Here is an 18,164-nt window from a genome sequence, read left to right as displayed (position 1 = left end):
CATGCTCTCGCCTGCGTTGGTCATTGGCGCTTCGTTTGCCTATCTGCTGCTGCTCTTTGCCGTGGCCTATTGGGGTGATTGGCGCGCCGCGCAGGGCCGCTCCATCATTGCCAATCCCTGGACCTATGCCTTGTCGATGGCCGTGTATTGCACGGCGTGGACCTATTTTGGCAGCATCGGGCGGGCCGCTTCCGGCGGCGTGTGGTTTTTGCCCATTTACCTCGGGCCCACCCTGGGCATGGTGCTGGGCTGGATGGTGCTGCGCAAGATGATCCGCATCGCGCACGCGTACCGCATCACCTCGATTGCCGACTTCATTGGCAGCCGCTACGGCAAGAGTCCCGTGCTGGCCGGCTTGGTGACGCTGATCGCCGTGGTCGGCATCGTTCCCTATATTGCCTTGCAGCTCAAGGCGGTGTCGGCCGGCTACGCCTTGCTGACGACGCCGCTCGGGGCCGATTTTGCGCCGCAGCCGCACTGGAGCCAGGACAGCACTTTTTACACGGCGCTGGCGCTTGCGGGTTTCACCATGGTGTTTGGCGCGCGCCATCTGGACTCGACGGAGCGGCACGAGGGCATGGTGGCGGCGATTGCCTTTGAGTCCGTGGTCAAGTTGCTGGCGTTCCTGACCGTGGGCCTGTTTGTGGTGTACGGCCTGTTTGACGGGCTGACGGACTTGTTCGCCCGGGTCCAGGCAGTGCCGGCGCTGGCGGTCTTGTTGCGGCTGGAACAGGGCGGCAGTTTCGCCTGGACGCAATGGTTTGCGCTGACGCTGTTGTCGATGCTGTCCCTGATGTTTTTGCCGCGCCAGTTTCAGGTGATGGTGGTGGAGAATGTGCGCGAGAGCCACTTGCGGCGCGCAGTTTGGGTCTTTCCACTGTACATGCTGGCCATCAACCTGTTTGTGCTGCCGATTGCGCTGGGTGGGCTGTTGTACTTCGGTCCTGGGCAGATGAATGCCGAGACTTTTGTGCTCTCGTTGCCGCTGGCGGCGGGGCAAAACGCGTTGGCGCTGTTTGCCTTTATTGGCGGGCTGTCGGCCGCGACCGGCATGGTGATTGTGGAGACGATTGCGGTGTCCACCATGGTCTGCAACGAACTGGTCATGCCACTGTTGCTGCGCACGCGCCACTTCCGGCGCGACGCCGGGCGCGACCTGACCCGGGTGCTGCTGGGCATTCGCCGGGCTGCGATTCTGGCCGTGCTGGTGCTGGGCTATGTGTACTTTCATCTGGCGGGAGAAGCCTACGCGCTGGTCAGCATCGGGCTGATCAGTTTTGCAGCCGTGGCGCAGTTTGCGCCGTCGGTGCTGGGTGGCTTGTACTGGAAGGGCGGTACCCGGCGGGGCGCCGTTGCGGGTTTGCTGGCCGGCTTCTTGATGTGGGCCTACACGCTGATGTTGCCGTCCATCGCCAAGTCGGGGTGGCTGGGGGATGAATTTTTGTACAAGGGACTGGGCGGGCTGGGCTTGCTGCTGCCGGAGCAATTCATGGGCATGCAGGGTCTGGACAATCTGACCCATTCGCTGTTCTGGAGCTTGTTGGTCAACGTCGCGGCCTATGTGGGCCTGTCGCTCTGGCGTGCGCCGTCCGGCGCCGAGGCCAGCCAGGCGTTGCTCTTTGTCGATGTGTTCCGGCGCACCGCCGCGTCCAGTCCCGTGTTCTGGCGCGGTCAAGCCAGGGTGCCCGATCTGTTGCGTCTGTGTGAGCGCTTCATGGGGGTCCAGAAGGCCCGCGCCCTGTTCAGGTCCTACGCTGGCCCGGTGCAGGCGCGCCAGATGGACGCGATCCGGGCCGATGCCCGGCTGGTGCAGTTTGTTGAAACCCAGTTGGCCGGCGCCGTCGGGAGCGCGTCGGCGCGGGTGCTGGTGGCATCGGTGGTGGAAGAAGAGGCGCTCACGCCTGAGGATGTGCTGCGCATTCTGGACGAGACCTCGCAGCTGCGGGCGCATTCACGTGAGCTCGAAGAGAAATCAGAATCCCTGGAGCGCGCCACCACGGAGCTGCGCCAGGCCAATGAACAGCTCAAGAGCCTGGACCGGCTCAAGGACGATTTCATGTCCTCGGTCACGCATGAGCTGCGCACGCCGCTGACATCGATCCGGGCGCTGGCCGAATTGCTGCGCGACGACCCCAGGATTGCCCTGGCGCAGCGACGCCAGTTTATCGAGATCATTGTCAGCGAGACCGAGCGCCTGTCGCGTCTGGTCAATCAGGTGCTCGACATGGCCAAGATCGAATCCGGTCATGCCGAGTGGCACACCGCCGAGGTCGACATGCGTGCGCTGGTGAGCCAGGCCGTGAGCACCACGGCCGAACTGTTTCGCGAACGCCAGATTGCCGTCGAGGTGGCGCTACCGGAGCAGGTGCCGGCGCTGATGGCGGACCCGGATCGCCTGATGCAGGTCATGCTCAATCTGCTGTCGAATGCCGCCAAGTTTGTGCCGCTATCGGGCGGTCGGGTTGGTGTAAGCCTGACCAGCGACGATAGCGGGGTGACAGTGGCAGTGAGCGATAACGGCCCTGGGGTAGCACCCGAGCAGCAAGCGCTGATTTTTGACCGGTTCCGCCAGGGGGGCGATGCCGCCAACCGGCCGCAGGGCACCGGACTGGGCTTGCCGATCAGCCGCCAGATTGTGGAACACTTCGGTGGACGGTTGTGGCTTGAGTCTGGCTCGCAGCAGGGCGCCCGCTTTCTGTTTCACCTGCCGAGAAACAATACAAGTTGCGCACCAGACGCAAGTGCAACAGGAGACACAGCATGAGTCAAAAAATATTGGTAGCCGATGATGAACCCAACATCGTGATCTCACTGGAGTACCTGCTTAAACGCGAGGGCTACACGGTGCTGGTCGCACGCGACGGCCAGGAAGCGCTGGAGGCTATTGCACGCGAAAAGCCCGACCTGGTGCTGCTGGATGTGATGATGCCTAAAAAGACCGGTTTCGAGGTTTGCCAGGCGCTGCGCGCCAGCGACGACCTGCAAGCGATAAAGATACTGATGCTTACCGCCAAGGGGCGCGATACCGATGTTGCCAAGGGGCTGGCGCTGGGTGCTGACGCCTATATCACCAAGCCTTTTTCAACCCGGGAACTGGTGCTGAAAGTCGCCGAGCTGCTGCGTCAGTCGCCATGAAGATCGATCGCCGTCTGCTGCTGGCGACTGCCGCCGTGGGTTTGGGTCTGGCTCTTTGGTTGGCTCTGACGCTGGCGCTGGTTTGGTCCACGCTGGAGCCGTCACAGCGGGAAACCATGGGCGCGCTGCTGACCCCCCGCCTGGCGCTGCTGGGTATGAGCTGGGGGGTGGCTTTATTGCTGGTGGCATCACTGCTACGCCTGCTCTATCGTCGCTACGTCCGTGCGCCGGCGCGGCTGCTGGAAGCGACCCGTGTGCTGTTGACGGCCACTGAGCCGCAGTCCTTGCGCCCAAATGGGACTACCGAAACCCGGGCGCTGGCGCTGGCCATCAATGAGTTGGCGGCCCAGCGCGATCACTTGCGCGCGGACATGACGCAGCAGGTGGCGCAGGCCAGTTTGAGTGTGAAACAGGAAAAAAATCGCCTTGCCGCCCTGATGGCCGAGTTGACCCAAAGCGTGGTGGTGTGCAACCTGGATGGGCGCATCCTGCTCTACAACAACCGGGCGCGACTCCAGTTGCCACAATTTTCCCAGGCCCGTGGTCTGGCGGATGGCGCCGGGTTGATCGGTATTGGCCGCTCCATTTACGCCGTTTTTGATCGCCAGCTGGTAGCCCATGCCTTGGAGAATATTCACCGACGCCTGGTGCGCGGCGCGGCCAGCCCGTCCACCCAGTTTGTCACCACCACCCCTTCAGGCCAGTTGTTGCGTGTACAAATGGCCCCGGTACGCCCGGGCGAGACCGATGCCAGCAACGTGGATGCCTTCACTGGCTTTGTGCTGATGCTTGACAACGTCACGCGCAACTTTGAGCAAGAGTCGTTGCGTGATCAACTGCTGCACGGTCTCACCGAGGGCAGCCGCTCCTCCCTGGCCAACATGCAGGCGGCGCTGGATATGCTGGGTTACTCCGATCTGGAGCCCGCTATGCACGAACGTTTTATGGGCGTGCTGCGTGAAGAGCTGGTGGCCATGAGCGCGCGCATTACCGACCTGGTGCAGCATTCCACGCTGGGTCTCAAGACCCGCTGGCCGTTGGAAGAAATGCTGGGCACTGACCTGATGACCGCGGCGCAGCGGCAGATTGAAAACTATTGCCAACGCCCGGTAACTTTGGACACTCTGGACGAGAGCCTGTGGCTCAAGGTGGAGAGCTTCACGCTGCTGCAGGCGCTGACCTACCTGGCGAGTCGATTGGTTGAAGAATTCGAGGTCAAGTTCCTGCGACTGCGGCTGCAAGCTGTGGGCGAGCGCGCCCAGTTGGACTTGATCTGGACTGGCCATGCCATGAGTACCGAGACGGTGATGACCTGGGAGATGGATGCCATGCGTTTTGGCACCGAGAGCACGCCGTTGACGGTGCGCGATGTGGTGGAGCGCCATGGCGGCGAGATGTGGTTTGAGCGCGAGCGTATTCGCCACGAAGCTTTCTTCCGTTTCCTGCTGCCCCTGGCCAGTGCACAGGAGCAGTTGGAGGCGATGCAGGTGATGCAAATCGAGAGTCGACCCGAGTACTTCGACTTCGACCTGTTTCAGGTGACCGAGGAGGGCCGTGCGCTCGAAGAACGGGCGCTGTCTGAGTTGTCTTATACAGTGTTCGACACCGAAACCACCGGCCTCAATCCGGCCGAGGGCGACGAAATCATCCAGATTGGTGCGGCCCGCATTGTCAACAGAAAATTACTGCGCCAGGAGAGTTTTGAGCAGTTGGTGAACCCGGACCGGCTGATCCCCGCCGCTTCCATCCAGATTCATGGCATTACGCAGGACCGGGTGCTGGGCCAGCCACGCATCGGCGAGGTGCTGCCGGCCTTTCACGCCTTTGCCCAGGATACGGTGCTGGTGGCTCACAATGCAGCCTTCGACATGAAGTTTTTGCAGCTCAAGGAAGCCGCGACTGGGCTGGCTTTTCACCAGCCGGTGCTCGACACCCTGTTGCTGTCGGCGGTGGTGCACCCGAATCAGGAGTCGCACCGCCTGGAGGCCATCGCCGAGCGTTTCAACATCACGGTACTGGGTCGGCACACTGCTTTAGGCGATGCCATGGTGACCGCCGAGGTGTGGTTGCGCTTGATCCCCCTGCTCAATGCCATGGGCATCCATACCCTGCGCCAAGCGCGCGAGGCAGCGCAAAAAACCTATTACGCGCGTCTCAAGTATTGACATCCTGCGTGCGTCCCGGGCGGCCCGCCAGCGCCTTGCGGGTCGCCAGATCGAGTTGTCCCCCCACGCGTCGTCTGGCAAGGGTGTTAACCAGGGACGGCGCTTCATACAATAGGCGCATGACCTTTCTTGACATGCTGCGCGCCGCAGAGCGCCAAAACGGTTCGATGCTGTGCGTCGGGCTGGACCCCGAACCGACCCGTTTTCCGGCCCATTACGGTAGCGACGCCAGCAAAATCTACGACTTTTGCGCCGCCATTGTGGACGCCACGGCCGACTTGGTGATGGCTTTCAAGCCGCAAATTGCCTATTTTGCGGCGCACCGGGCCGAACCCCAATTGGAGCGCTTGATCGCCCACATGCGCCGCGTCGCGCCGCATGTGCCGGTCATTCTGGATGCTAAGCGCGGCGACATCGGCAGCACCGCCGAGCAATATGCCAAAGAAGCGTTTGAGCGCTATGGCGCAGACGCGGTCACGCTCTCGCCCTTCATGGGTTTTGACTCGCTGCAGCCCTACCTCCGGTACCACGGCAAAGGCGCATTTTTGTTGTGTCGCACGTCCAACCCCGGCGGTGACGACCTGCAGTCGCAGCGGCTCGCCAGCGTCGAAGGCACACCTTTGCTGTACGAGCACATTGCGCGGCTGGCACAAGGGCCCTGGAACCTCAATGGCCAACTCGGCTTGGTAGTCGGTGCCACCTATCCGGCAGAACTTGAGCGCGTTCGTGCGCTGGCACCAACGCTGCCGCTGCTCATCCCCGGCGTTGGTGCGCAGGGCGGTGACGCCACAGCCACGGTCAGGGCCGCCTGGCGGGCTGCCCCCGGCACGCCTGGCGAGCCGCTCGACACGCTGGCCCCCATCATCGTCAACTCGTCGCGCGCCATTCTTTACGCCTCCTCAGGCGCCGATTTTGCGCAGGCCGCGCGCCGGGAGGCGCTGGCAACGCGTGACCTGCTGCAGGCGGCCAGGCAACCGGCCTAGTCTGGAAGCGCCGTGCCGAGCGGCTGTCCGCGTTTGCCGCTGGCTGCCTGTGCGCTGCTCAGCGTCCATCTGCCCGGCGCAGGGGCGGCATTGAGAAATATCAAATGGGTAAAGCGACTCTTTCCTAGACTTGACCGACCGGGCCATTGAGCCTGGTTCGTTCTGCGGCTTGCGCGTGCACGACCCCGACCAGGCACGTCGGCGGAGCTGGCGGCTCAATACATTTGAACGGAGACGTCGCCATGGAAAAGATCTGGTTAAAGAATTACCCGCCCGGGATAGCGGCCGAGGTGGACGTGCATGAGTTCGCCTCGCTGCGGGATGTGCTGCGGCGCAGTTGCGAGCGCTTTGCCGAGCTGCCGGCCTACAGCAACATGGGTGCCTCAATGACCTATGCCGAACTCGATCAGCACAGCCGCGACTTTGCCGCCTACCTGCAAAACACGCTGGGTCTCAACAAGGGGGAGCGGGTCGCGATCATGATGCCCAACCTGTTGCAGTATCCGGTGGCACTGTTTGGCGTGCTGCGCGCCGGGCTGGTGGTGGTGAACGTGAACCCGCAGTACACCGTGCCCGAGCTGGAGCACCAGCTCAAGGATTCCGGCGCGCTCGCCATCGTGGTGCTGGAGAACTTTGCCCATACCCTGCAGGAAGTCCTGGACCGGAATCCGGCGCTGAAGCTCAGCGTCCTGACCACCGAAGTTGGCGACATGTTCCCGGTCCTCAAGGAAGTGCTCACCAACGTGGTGGTCAAGTATGTAAAAAAAATGGTGCCCGAGTGGCAGATTGATGGCGCCATCGAATTCAATGCCGCCTTGCGCGCGGGCCGTGACTTGACCCTGCGCCATGTGCCCTTGCGTCATGACGACATCGCTTTTCTACAGTACACGGGAGGCACCACCGGCGTCGCCAAGGGCGCTGTGCTGACACACGGCAACATGACGGCGAACCTGCAGCAACTGGGGGCATGGATCGCGCATGACCTGCTCGACGGTCAGGAGCTGTTCGTCTGTCCGTTGCCGCTGTACCACGTCTTTGCGCTGGGTTCGAGCCTGGTGTTCTTGAAGATCGGCGCGCACAGCATCCTGATCACCAATCCGCGAGACTTGCACGGTTTCATCCATGATCTCAAAAAATACCCCTTCACGGCTATCGTCGGCGTGAATACGCTGTACCGGGCGCTGCTTGATGCGCCTGAATTTGCCGAGGTGGACACCCACAGCCTCAAGGTTGTCATTGCCGGCGGCATGGCGGTGCAACGTGTGGTGGCCGAACGCTGGAAGAAGGCCACGGGCAAGCCCATCATTGAAGCCTACGGCTTGACCGAAACCTCGCCCGGCGTGACGGCCAATCCGCTCAACATTGCCGACTGGACGGGCACCATCGGCATGCCGTTTCCCTCGACCGAGGCCGCCGTGCTGGACGACGACGGACGCGAGCTTGCAGTCGGGGCGGTGGGCGAAATCGGCATCCGCGGCCCGCAGGTGATGACGGGCTACTGGAACCGCCCTGACGAGACTGCCAAGGTGTTCACTGCGGAGGGCTGGCTGCGCACCGGCGACATGGGCTTCATGGACGAGCGCGGCTACTTCAAGATCACCGACCGAAAGAAGGACATGATCATCGTGTCCGGCTTCAAGGTGTTTCCGAACCAGATTGAGGACGCCGTGGCGCTGCATCCGGGCGTGGCCGAGGTGGCGGCCATTGGTGCGCCCGACGAAAGATCCGGCGAGGTGGTCAAGATCATTGTGGTCAGGAGCGACCCGGCCCTGACCGAGCAAGACCTGCTGGCCCATTGCCGCCAACACCTGACCGACTACAAGGTGCCCAAGATCATCGAGTTCCGCACCGAGCCGCTGCCCAAGACCAACCTGGGCAAGATTTTGCGGCGGCAGTTGCGCGGGCTGCCTGAGTTGCCAGTGCCGACGCCCTGAGGGGGCGCCAACATTCAGGCCCTCACAACAACCGCTTCAAATAGTGCCCGGTGTGGCTGGCCGGGTTGGCCGCCAGGTCTTCGGGCGTGCCGATGCCCACCACCTGCCCGCCGCCAGCGCCGCCCTCGGGGCCCATGTCAATCAGCCAGTCAGCGGTCTTGATGACATCCAGGTTGTGTTCGATCACCACGATGGTGTTGCCCGCATCGCGCAGCTGGTGCAAGACCTTGAGCAGCAGGTCGATGTCGGCAAAGTGCAATCCCGTTGTGGGTTCGTCCAGGATGTAGAGCGTGCGCCCGGTGTCGCGCTTGCTGAGTTCGAGCGCCAGCTTGACGCGCTGCGCCTCGCCGCCAGACAGCGTGGTGGCCGATTGCCCCAGGCGAATGTAGGACAGGCCCACGTCCAGCAGCGTGCGCAGCTTGCGCGCAATGGTCGGCACCGCCTTGAAAAACTCATGCGCCACTTCGACCGTGAGATCCAGAATTTGCGCGATGTTCTTGCCCTTATAAAGCACCTCCAGCGTTTCGCGGTTGTAGCGGTGGCCCACACAGACGTCACAGGGCACATAAACGTCTGGCAAGAAGTGCATTTCAACTTTCACCATGCCGTCGCCCTGGCAGGCCTCGCAGCGACCACCACCGCTGGACTGACTCACGTTGAAGCTGAAACGCCCCGGTCCGTAGCCGCGCTCGCGCGCCATCGGCACCTCGGCCATCAGCTCGCGAATGGGTGTGAACAGGCCGGTGTAGGTGGCCGGGTTGGAGCGGGGCGTGCGCCCGATCGGGGACTGGTCGACACTGATCACCTTGTCAAAGTGCTCAATGCCTTCGATCGCCTCATGCGCGGCCGGTTCCTCGTGCGCCCGGTACAGCGTGCGCGCCACGGCGGCGTACAGCGTGTCGTTGACCAGGGTTGATTTGCCCGAGCCCGAGACGCCGGTGACACAGGTGAACAGGCCGACCGGAAATTCAACATCAACGCCCTGGAGGTTGTGACCGCTGGCGCCGATCACCCGCAAGGACTGCAGCTTGCCTTGGGTCGCCAGATGCAGGGCTTCGCGCTCGGCGCGGCGCAGCGCCGCCGGACTCGGCGCGAAGCGGTGCGCTTTGGGCTTGTCGGCGGCTGCCCGCGCCTGCACCGTGGGCAGCCAGGGCGTGCGTTGGCGCGGCACCGCGATCTGCAGCGTGTGCGCCAGGTATTGGCCGGTGAGCGACTCGGTGTTGGCTCTGACCTGCTCAAACGTGCCCTGCGCCATCACGCGCCCGCCGTGCAGGCCCGCGCCGGGCCCCATGTCGATGATGTGGTCAGCGGCGCGCATCATGTCTTCATCGTGCTCGACCACCAGCACGCTGTTGCCGATGTCGCGCAAGTGTTTCAGGGTGCCAATCAGACGGTCGTTGTCGCGCTGATGCAAGCCAATGCTGGGCTCGTCGAGCACGTACATGACACCGGTCAAGCCGGAGCCGATCTGGCTGGCCAGGCGGATGCGTTGCGACTCGCCGCCGCTTAAAGATTCGGCGCTGCGGTCCAGGCTGAGGTAGTTCAGCCCGACGTCATTGAGAAATTTGAGCCGCAGGCCAATTTCACGCACGACTTTGCTGGCGATTTCGCCCTTGGCGCCGTGCATGCTCAACGTGTTGAAATATTGAAAACTCTCGCGCAGCGTCAGGTGGCTGAGCTCAAAAATAGCGCGCGCTTGCTCCCCTTCGCCAATCTTGACGTGGCGCGCCTCGCGCCGGAGCCGGGAGCCGCCGCATTGCGGGCAGGGCTGGGTGCTGCGGTAGCGTGCCAGGTCTTCGCGCACCACGGCGGAGTCGGTCTCGGCATAGCGCCGCTGCATGTTGGGGATGATGCCTTCGAACGGATGTTTCTTGCTCACCTTCTTGCCCGTTTGCGTGCCGGAGTCCATCACGTAGCTGAACTTGATGTCTTCCTCGCCCGAGCCAAACAGCACGGCGTGCTGCACCGTTGGCGGCAGCGATTCAAAGGCTTGTTCAATGTCAAACTGGTAATGCGCCGCCAGGCTCTCCAGCATGGCAAAGTAGTAGGCGTTGCGCCGGTCCCAGCCCTTGATGGCACCGCCCGCCAGGCTCAGGGACGGAAACGCCACCACCCGCGCCGGGTCAAAAAAATCATTCGCGCCCAGGCCGTCACAAGCCGGGCAGGCGCCGACGGGGGAGTTGAATGAAAACAGCCGCGGCTCCAGTTCAGCAATCGAGTAGCTGCAGACCGGGCACGCGAATTTGGCATTAAATATATGCTCAATTGGCTTGTAGCCCCCGTCGCTATTGGGTGACACGCTATCAATTTCTACAGCAATCGCGCGCCCGCCGGCAAGCCGCAAGGCGGCCTCAAAGCTCTCGGCCAGACGCTGGCGCAGGTTTTCAAAGTCGGCCTGGGCGGCGCCGCGGCTGGCGTCCAGCGTCGGGTCGGGTGCTGCGTCGGCGTCTGCCTCGGCGCTTGCCGGTTGGGCGGGAGGGTGGCGCACCTTGATGCGGTCAATCACCACGTCGATGTCATGCTTCTCGGTCTTTTTGAGGGACGGCAGCTCGTCAAACTCAAACGCCTGGCCGTTGACCCGAAAGCGCACGTAGCCCTGCGCCTGCATATCGGCAAACACGTCCAGGAACTCGCCTTTTTTTTCGCGTGCCAAGGGCGCCAGAATCATCAGCCGGGTATCCAGGGGGAGCGCCAGCACGGCGTCCACCATCTGGCTCACGGTCTGGGACTGAAGCGGCAAATCGTGTTCCGGGCAAAACGGCGTGCCGGCGCGGGCAAACAGCAGGCGCAGGTAGTCGTGAATCTCGGTCACCGTGCCGACAGTGGAGCGCGGGTTGTGCGAGGTAGCCTTCTGCTCGATCGAGATCGCCGGCGAGAGGCCCTCGATCAGGTCCACATCGGGCTTGTCCATGAGCTGCAAAAACTGGCGCGCGTAGGTGGACAGGCTCTCGACATAGCGGCGTTGGCCTTCGGCGTACAAGGTGTCAAAGGCCAGGCTGGACTTGCCGGAGCCGCTCAAGCCGGTGATCACCACCAACTGGTTGCGCGGAATGTCGAGGTCAATATTCTTCAGGTTGTGCGTGCGCGCGCCGCGAATGCTGATGTTCTGCAACTGCAAGGCCCGGGCCAGGTACTGGCCATCTGGAGGGGGTTCGAGGGCGGCGTCGGTGGGTGAGTTCAAGGTGAAATCTGGTCGGGAAAACCTGCCATGATAGTCAAGACTGGCGCTTATGGCAGATTGTCACGCGGCGCGGTCGGCGCAGATCGGGGACAATGGCCCCGTTTTGCAGTTAGCCATTTCTGGCTTTGTGTGTTGGGGAGCCCCAGTTTTGTCCAAGATGAATGCCTCGTTTGAGGGAAAAGGCGTTGTTGCCACCCATGCAATGACGCCGACCGAGTTGCGCGCCAGTTTTTCGCTGGCCAGCATCTTTGCCCTGCGCATGCTGGGGCTGTTTCTGATTTTGCCGGTGTTTGCCATTGAGGCCGCCAAATACCCCGGTGGCGACGATCCGGCCCTGATCGGCCTGACCATGGGGATTTATGGCTTGACCCAGGCCATGCTGCAATTCCTCTATGGCATGGCCTCCGATCGGCTCGGGCGCAAACGGGTCATCATTTTCGGCTTGCTGCTGTTTGCCGTCGGCAGTTTTGTCGCCGCCTGGGCGCCCAGCCTGACCTGGCTGGCGATTGGGCGGGCCGTGCAGGGCGCCGGTGCCGTGTCCGCTGCGGTGACCGCCTTGCTGGCCGACCAGACCCGCGACGAGGTGCGCACCAAATCGATGGCGCTGGTGGGCATCAGCATCGGGTTGATGTTTGCGCTGTCCTTGGTGGCGGCGCCGATGTTGGTGGCGGTCGTCGGGCTGAACGGACTGTTTGCCGTAACGGGCACGCTGGCGTTGCTGGGGGTGGCGGTGGTGGTCTGGTGGGTGCCGCCGGAGCCGCAAAAGCATAAAGACATGCCGCGTGGCGGTTTGCTGGAAGTGCTGCGCCTGCCCGCCTTGCTGCGGCTGAACTTTGGCGTGTTTGTGCTGCATGCGGTGCAGTTGGCGATGTGGATGGCGGTGCCCGCCATGCTGGTGCAGGCCGGCCTGTCGCGCGATCATCACTGGTGGGTGTATTTGCCAGCGGTGCTGGGCTCATTCGTTGTCATGGGCGGGTCGCTGTTTCAATTGGAAAAGCGCGGTTACCTCCGGGCGGTATTTCTGATCTCGATCGGGCTGACGGCTGCGGTGCAACTGGGCTTGTTGCTGCTAGCGTCAAGCACGCCGAGCGTCGGGGCGATGGTGGCACTGCTGTTTGTGTTTTTCTACGGATTCAATGTGCTGGAGGCGAGTCAGCCGAGCATGGTTTCGCGGATGGCTCCAGCGCACGTTCGCGGCGCGGCCATCGGGGTTTACAACACCTTGCAGTCGCTGGGCCTGTTTGCCGGTGGCGTGATGGGCGGCTGGCTGATGAAGCATGTCGGCGCGCCGGGCCTGTTCGCGGTCTGCGCCGGGCTCATGCTGCTGTGGCTGCTGGTGGCCTGGCCGATGGCAACGCTGGTGGTGAAGACGCCAGGGCTGGCGTCAAAGGCTGGATAATGAAGGCTGAAGCCCTGCGGGATAGACCGCAGTCACGTCAATTAAGGAACAACCATGGCATCCGTTAACAAAGTCATTCTCGTGGGCAACCTAGGGCGCGACCCTGAAATTCGTTACCTGCCCAGTGGCGATCCGGTGGCCAACATCACCATTGCGACCAGCAGCAAGTACAAGAGTAAAACCGGTGAGATGGTCGAGGAGACCGAGTGGCACCGGGTCACCTTTTTTGGCAAACTGGCCGAGATTGTGGGCCAGTACCTGAAAAAAGGCCGCTCCGTCTATGTCGAAGGCCGCATCAAGACGCGCAAGTACACCGACAAGGACGGCATCGAAAAATACGCCACCGACATCATCGCCAACGAGATGCAAATGCTGGGTGGTCGCGAAGGCATGGGCGGCCCATCTGACGGCGATGAAGGCGCCAGCGGCGGCTATTCGCGTCCGGCACCGGCGTCGCGTCCGGCGGCATCCGCCCCGGCTGCTCGCCCTGCCCCAGCCCCGGCGCAGGCCAAGCCGTCCAGCGGTTTTGATGACATGGACGACGACATCCCGTTCTGAGGAGTACGTTTTTAAAAAACGTTGAAAATAACCCAAAAAAGCCCACATTAGCGGGCTTCGCACGCATGAGGTGCGCAAAGACGAGGTTGACCTCATCTGTTGAGGTGGCAGCCATCTATTGCACCGGGTTCCATCGTCAAACACGGCCATCTTTTGCAAGCCCTCAAGACTGGCAATGACCGCAGTCAGTGTGCGCAGCGCATTCAATAGCCGAGCGCGTAGGTAGCTTGGCACGCATGCCCACCGGGCCCGCATGAGCGAATTCCCCCAGAATTCATGGCTTCTGTTGTACTGTGGGGGGTATCTTGATATACTCCCACCAGTATTAAAAAAGGTGCCCCATGCGTTCATTTGCCTTACCCGATTTTTGTCACTCGACCCGCCGCGTCCGACAATTGTTGCCGTGGCTCGGAGCGTTGGCCATGTCTGTCGCCGCTGCGCAGGGCGGGGTTCAGGTGCCCGTCGCGCCCGCGCAGGTGAAGTCGGTCGGCACCGGGTTTGAGCTCGATGGCGTGGTTCAGCCGGTCAAGCAGAGCACCATTTCGGCGCAGGCGAGCGGTCGTATTGCGACCTTGCTGGTCAAGGCCGGTGACAAAGTGCGTGCCGGTCAGGTGCTGGCCACGATTGACGATCGCGAGGCGCAAACCGGTGTGCAGAGCAGCCAGGCGCAGTTGGCGCAGGCGCAAGCCGGGCTGCACAACGCCCAAGCCAACTTTGATCGCACGCGCGATTTGCGCGCCAAGGGGTTTGTCAGTGCCGCCGCACTGGATGCCGCTGACGCGCAACTCAAGGGTGCCTTGGCGGGGCGGGATCAGGCAGGCGCTGGCGCCCGCCAATCGGCATTGGCGCAGGGCTTTACCCGCGTGACCGCGCCGTTTGAGGGCTGGGTGCTGCAGACGCATGCTGAAGCGGGCGACCTGGCCGTGCCGGGCAAACCCCTGTTCACGCTGTACGCGCCGCTGCCGATGCGGGTGGTGGTGCAGGTCCCGGTGTCGCGCTCGGGTGCGGCGCGTGCGGCCGGTGCGGTTGAATTGTTGTTGCAAGACGGTGTCGGCGCTGGGCAATGGCAGCGTCCGGTGTCCATCGGCACCGTGCCCACGGCCGATCCGGTTTCACAAACGATTGAGTGGCGTCTTGAATTGTCTGCCGAGGCGGCCAAAACCTTGCTGCCGGGTCAGCAGGTGCGGGTGCGCTTTGCCGGGGGTCAGGCCGATCGCATGCTGGTGCCCGGCACTGCCGTTCTGCGGCGTGGCGAATTGACTGCTGTCTATGTGGTGTCAGGCACGGGCTTTGTGCTCAAGGCGGTGCGTCTTGGTGCTGATCACGGTGCCGAGGGGGTTGAGGTGGTGGCGGGCCTGACGGCGGGTGACCGCGTGGCACTGGAGCCGGTCAAAGCCGGTTTGGCAGGCGCGCAAGCCGTGGCACCGTCTGCCGTGACCAAGTGAGATGGCTATGAATCACAAGCCCCCGATGGGCGTTTCCGGGCGCATGGCGGCGGCTTTTCAGGCCAATGCACTCACGCCTTTGCTGGCGCTGGTTGCCTTGTTGTTGGGCTTGTTTGCGGTGCTGGTGACGCCGCGCGAAGAAGAGCCGCAGATCAATGTCACGATGGCCAACGTGCTGATTCCCTTTCCGGGAGCCAGCAGTGCCGATGTGCAGAATATGGTGGCGCGCCCGGCCGAGCAACAACTGAGCCAGATTGCCGGTATTGAGCACACGTATTCGGTGGCACGACCGGGTCTGGCGATACTCACCGTGCAGTTCAAGGTGGGGGTGCCGCGCACCGAAGCGCTGGTACGTTTGTACGATGTACTCAATGCCAACCAGGACTGGCTGCCGCGCGACCTGGGTGCCCTGGCGCCGATTGTGAAACCCAAAGGGATTGACGATGTGCCGGTGCTGGGTGTGACTTTGTGGAGTCGCGAGGCCTTGCCTGCGTTTGAGCTGGAACGGGTGGCGCATGCCGTGGAGGCTGAAATAAAAAGTGTGCCAGGCACGCGTGAGGTGCATACCATCGGCGGGCCGGGCCGGGCCGTGCAGGTGTGGCTGGACCCGGTGCGCCTGCGCGAGCGCGGCGTTGACCTGCTCGCGCTGAAAGCATCGCTGGGGGCTTCCAATTTTGGGATGACTTCCGGCGCGGTGCTCGATACCACTGGCAAATCGGTGCAAATGCTCACGGTCGAGACCGGTGAGTTCTTGCGCTCTGCGCAGGATGTGGGCGACCTGGTGGTGGGTGTGAGCAAAGGTTTGCCAGTCTATTTGCGCGAGGTGGCACGTATTGAGACAGGTGCCCAGCTACCGCAACGCTATGTCTGGTTTACGCCGGGTGCCGGGACCGCGGCGACAGCGGCAGCGAAGCCGTCCACGGCAAGCAGTGCCCCCGCGTCTGCCGCGCTGCAAGCTGGCAGCGTCTACCCGGCGGTGACGATCAGTGTGACCAAAAAGCCCGGTGAAAACGCCGTCGATGTGTCGAGCGCGGTGCGTGATCGCATTGAGTCCCTGCGCAACACGGTGATCCCGTCCAACATCGAAACCAGCATCACGCGCGACTATGGTGAATCCGCGGCCGAGAAGGCCAACAAGCTGATGCAGAAGCTGGCTTTTGCCACCGGTTCGGTCATTTTGTTGGTCGGCTTTGCCTTGGGCCGGCGCGAAGCGGTGATTGTCGGCGCGGCCGTGATCCTGACTTTGACAGCCACGCTGTTTGCCTCCTGGGCCTGGGGCTTCACGCTCAACCGCGTCTCGCTGTTCGCCCTGATCTTTTCGATCGGTATTTTGGTGGACGATGCCATTGTGGTGGTGGAGAATATTCACCGGCACCAACAGCTCTCGCCCGATGCCTCGCTCAAGGACATCATTCCGCGCGCGGTCGATGAAGTCGGCGGCCCCACCATTCTGGCCACCCTGACGGTGATTGCGGCCTTGCTGCCGATGGCTTTTGTGTCGGGTTTGATGGGGCCCTACATGAGCCCGATCCCGATCAATTCCAGCTTGGGCATGGCCATTTCGTTGGGCGTTGCGTTCACGGTCACGCCCTGGCTGGCGCTCAAATTGATGAAGCCGCATGGCCACGCTGGCGCTGCGCATGGCGGCGCCCAAGCCAAGGGGCTGGGCCCCAAACTGCAGAAGCTGTTCAGCCGCGTGCTGGGCCCGTTTCTTGAAAGCGGGCGCAAACGCTGGCTGCTGCTGGCCGGAATTCTGGTGGCCTTATTGCTCTCGGTGGGGCTGACTCTGGTGGAGGCGGTGGTGATGAAAATGCTGCCGTTTGACAACAAGAGCGAGTTTCAGGTCGTGGTGGAAATGCCGGCGGGCACACCGCTGGAGGACACCGCTGCCACCCTGCATGATCTGGGTGCCTTCCTGGCGCAACAGCCGGAAGTGCTGAACCTGCAGGCCTATGCCGGTACCGCCTCGCCGATCACCTTCAACGGGCTGGTGCGCCAATACTATTTCCGCGCCGATGCCGATCAGGGCGACCTGCAGGTGAACCTGGTGGACAAGAAACATCGCAGCGAACAGAGCCATGTGATCGCGCCGCGCCTGCGCGTTGATCTGGAAAAAATTGGCCTCAAGCACAACGCCCGCATCAAAGTGGTGGAGGTGCCGCCGGGTCCGCCGGTCATGTCGCCTTTGGTGGCCGAGGTCTATGGGCCCGATGAAGCCGGACGCCAGCAACTGGCCGGTCGCCTGGCGCAAGCGTTTGCGGCCACGCCCGATATTGTGGGGATCGACACCTCGCTCAAGGAAAATGCGCCGCGGGCCTACCTGCGGGTGCGTCGCCAGCGTGCCGAGTCACTGGGCATCCCGGTGGCCGTCATTGCGCAAACAGCAGCCATGGCCTTGTCGGGGGTCGATGCGGCCTATCTGCACGATGGTCAAAGCAAATACCCGGTGCCGGTGCGTCTGCAATTGCCGCTGGAGTCCCAGGTCGGGCTCGACGCCTTGCTGGCGATGCCGTTGCGCGCCGCCAACGGCCAGATGGTGCCCTTGAGCGAGCTGGTCCAGGTCGAACGCGGCGTGATCGACAAGTCCCTGTTCACCAAGGACCTCAAGGGCGTGAGTTATGTGTTCGGCGACATGGCCGGCAAGCTCGACTCGCCCTTGTACGGTCTGTTTGCCATTCGCGGCAAGTTGGCCGATGCCGCCTTGCCGGGCATGGGCGAGTTGGGTGAATACTGGATCAATCAGCCGCAAGACCCGTACCGCCAGTACGCGTTGAAGTGGGACGGTGAATCGCAAATCACGTACGAGACCTTCCGTGACATGGGCGCCGCCTATGGTGTCGGCCTGATCCTAATCTATTTGCTGGTCGTGGCGCAATTTCGCAGCTACCTGACGCCGCTGGTCATCATGGCGCCGATTCCGCTCACCATCATTGGTGTGATGCCGGGCCACGCTTTGCTGGGCGCGCAATTCACCGCGACTTCCATGATCGGCATGATCGCGCTGGCCGGCATCATCGTGCGCAATTCGATTTTGCTGGTCGACTTTATCGAGCTGCAAGTCGAGCACGGCATGGCGTTCAAGGCCGCGGTGGTTAACTCGGCCGCGGTGCGGGCGCAGCCGATTGCGCTGACCGGCCTGGCGGCCATGATCGGTGCCTTTTTTATTCTGGACGACCCGATTTTCAACGGCTTGGCCGTGTCCCTGATTTTTGGCATTCTGGTGTCCACCTTGCTCACGCTGGTGGTGATACCGGTTCTCTATTACGCCTTGTACCGCCGGCGTATGGAATCGCACCTAGAGGCGAATTCTTCTCTCGTGAACCCCGTGTAACTTAATTCAACTTATATCAGCAGGAGACAAACC

At 62.6% G+C, this 18,164-nt stretch carries 11 protein-coding genes; 9 read left to right on the top strand and 2 right to left on the bottom strand.

The genetic code is table 11. The features are described from left to right. The first annotated feature begins 1 nt into the window (after position 1). The 3 genes from WA157_RS02885 to WA157_RS02875 are packed head-to-tail and all read left to right on the top strand — an operon-like array spanning position 2 to position 5,300. Positions 2-2,764, top strand: coding sequence for an ATP-binding protein (locus WA157_RS02885; RefSeq protein WP_422619529.1), 2,763 nt, complete (start codon positions 2-4; stop codon positions 2,762-2,764). Further along, positions 2,761-3,135 (top strand): response regulator transcription factor, encoded by a 375-nt coding sequence (locus tag WA157_RS02880; protein WP_422619528.1) that lies wholly within the window; start codon positions 2,761-2,763, stop codon positions 3,133-3,135. Before WA157_RS02885 ends, WA157_RS02880 begins: the two co-directional genes overlap by 4 nt. Next, on the top strand, positions 3,132-5,300 hold the full coding sequence (locus WA157_RS02875) for an exonuclease domain-containing protein (RefSeq protein ID WP_422619527.1): 2,169 nt from the start codon (positions 3,132-3,134) through the stop codon (positions 5,298-5,300). The genes WA157_RS02880 and WA157_RS02875 overlap by 4 nt, the downstream gene beginning before the upstream one ends. Here WA157_RS02875 and WA157_RS02870 read toward each other — a convergent pair. Further along, on the bottom strand, positions 5,290-5,421 hold the full coding sequence (locus WA157_RS02870) for a hypothetical protein (protein WP_422619526.1): 132 nt from the start codon (positions 5,419-5,421) through the stop codon (positions 5,290-5,292). The genes WA157_RS02875 and WA157_RS02870 overlap by 11 nt on opposite strands. Here WA157_RS02870 and pyrF point away from each other — a divergent pair. Beyond that, complete coding sequence (pyrF, locus tag WA157_RS02865) at positions 5,420-6,283, top strand: orotidine-5'-phosphate decarboxylase (RefSeq protein WP_422619525.1); 864 nt, start codon at positions 5,420-5,422, stop codon at positions 6,281-6,283. The genes WA157_RS02870 and pyrF overlap by 2 nt on opposite strands. A 242-nt stretch (positions 6,284-6,525) precedes the next feature. Beyond that, positions 6,526-8,217, top strand: a complete 1,692-nt coding sequence (locus WA157_RS02860) for an AMP-binding protein (protein WP_422619524.1) — start codon at positions 6,526-6,528, stop codon at positions 8,215-8,217. Between the two features lie 22 nt (positions 8,218-8,239). On the opposite strand, the gene WA157_RS02855 is transcribed toward WA157_RS02860, so the two are convergent. Further along, positions 8,240-11,398: an excinuclease ABC subunit UvrA gene (locus WA157_RS02855; RefSeq protein WP_422619523.1), complete on the bottom strand. Its 3,159-nt coding sequence runs from the start codon at positions 11,396-11,398 to the stop codon at positions 8,240-8,242. A 202-nt stretch (positions 11,399-11,600) separates the two neighbouring features. On the opposite strand from WA157_RS02855, the gene WA157_RS02850 reads away from it, so the two are divergent. From WA157_RS02850 to WA157_RS02835, 4 genes are all read left to right on the top strand, one after another. Further along, positions 11,601-12,797: an MFS transporter gene (locus tag WA157_RS02850; protein ID WP_422619535.1), complete on the top strand. Its 1,197-nt coding sequence runs from the start codon at positions 11,601-11,603 to the stop codon at positions 12,795-12,797. A 54-nt stretch (positions 12,798-12,851) separates the two neighbouring features. Continuing rightward, a complete protein-coding gene (gene ssb / locus WA157_RS02845) occupies positions 12,852-13,355 on the top strand; it encodes a single-stranded DNA-binding protein (RefSeq protein WP_422619522.1) in 504 nt (167 codons plus the stop codon). Positions 13,356-13,777: 422 nt separating this feature from the next. Further along, positions 13,778-14,800, top strand: coding sequence for an efflux RND transporter periplasmic adaptor subunit (locus WA157_RS02840; protein ID WP_422619521.1), 1,023 nt, complete (start codon positions 13,778-13,780; stop codon positions 14,798-14,800). 1 nt (position 14,801) lies between these two features. Next, positions 14,802-18,131 carry an efflux RND transporter permease subunit gene (locus WA157_RS02835; protein ID WP_422619520.1) on the top strand — a complete coding sequence of 1,110 codons (3,330 nt, stop codon included), beginning with the start codon at positions 14,802-14,804 and terminating at the stop codon, positions 18,129-18,131. The last annotated feature ends 33 nt before the right edge of the window (positions 18,132-18,164 follow it).

The sequence above is a fragment of the Rhodoferax ferrireducens genome (assembly GCF_049302455.1).
Classification (GTDB): domain Bacteria; phylum Pseudomonadota; class Gammaproteobacteria; order Burkholderiales; family Burkholderiaceae_C; genus Rhodoferax; species Rhodoferax ferrireducens_B.
Note: the sequence above shows the minus strand (reverse complement) of the source record. Positions and strands in the feature narration are given on the sequence as shown.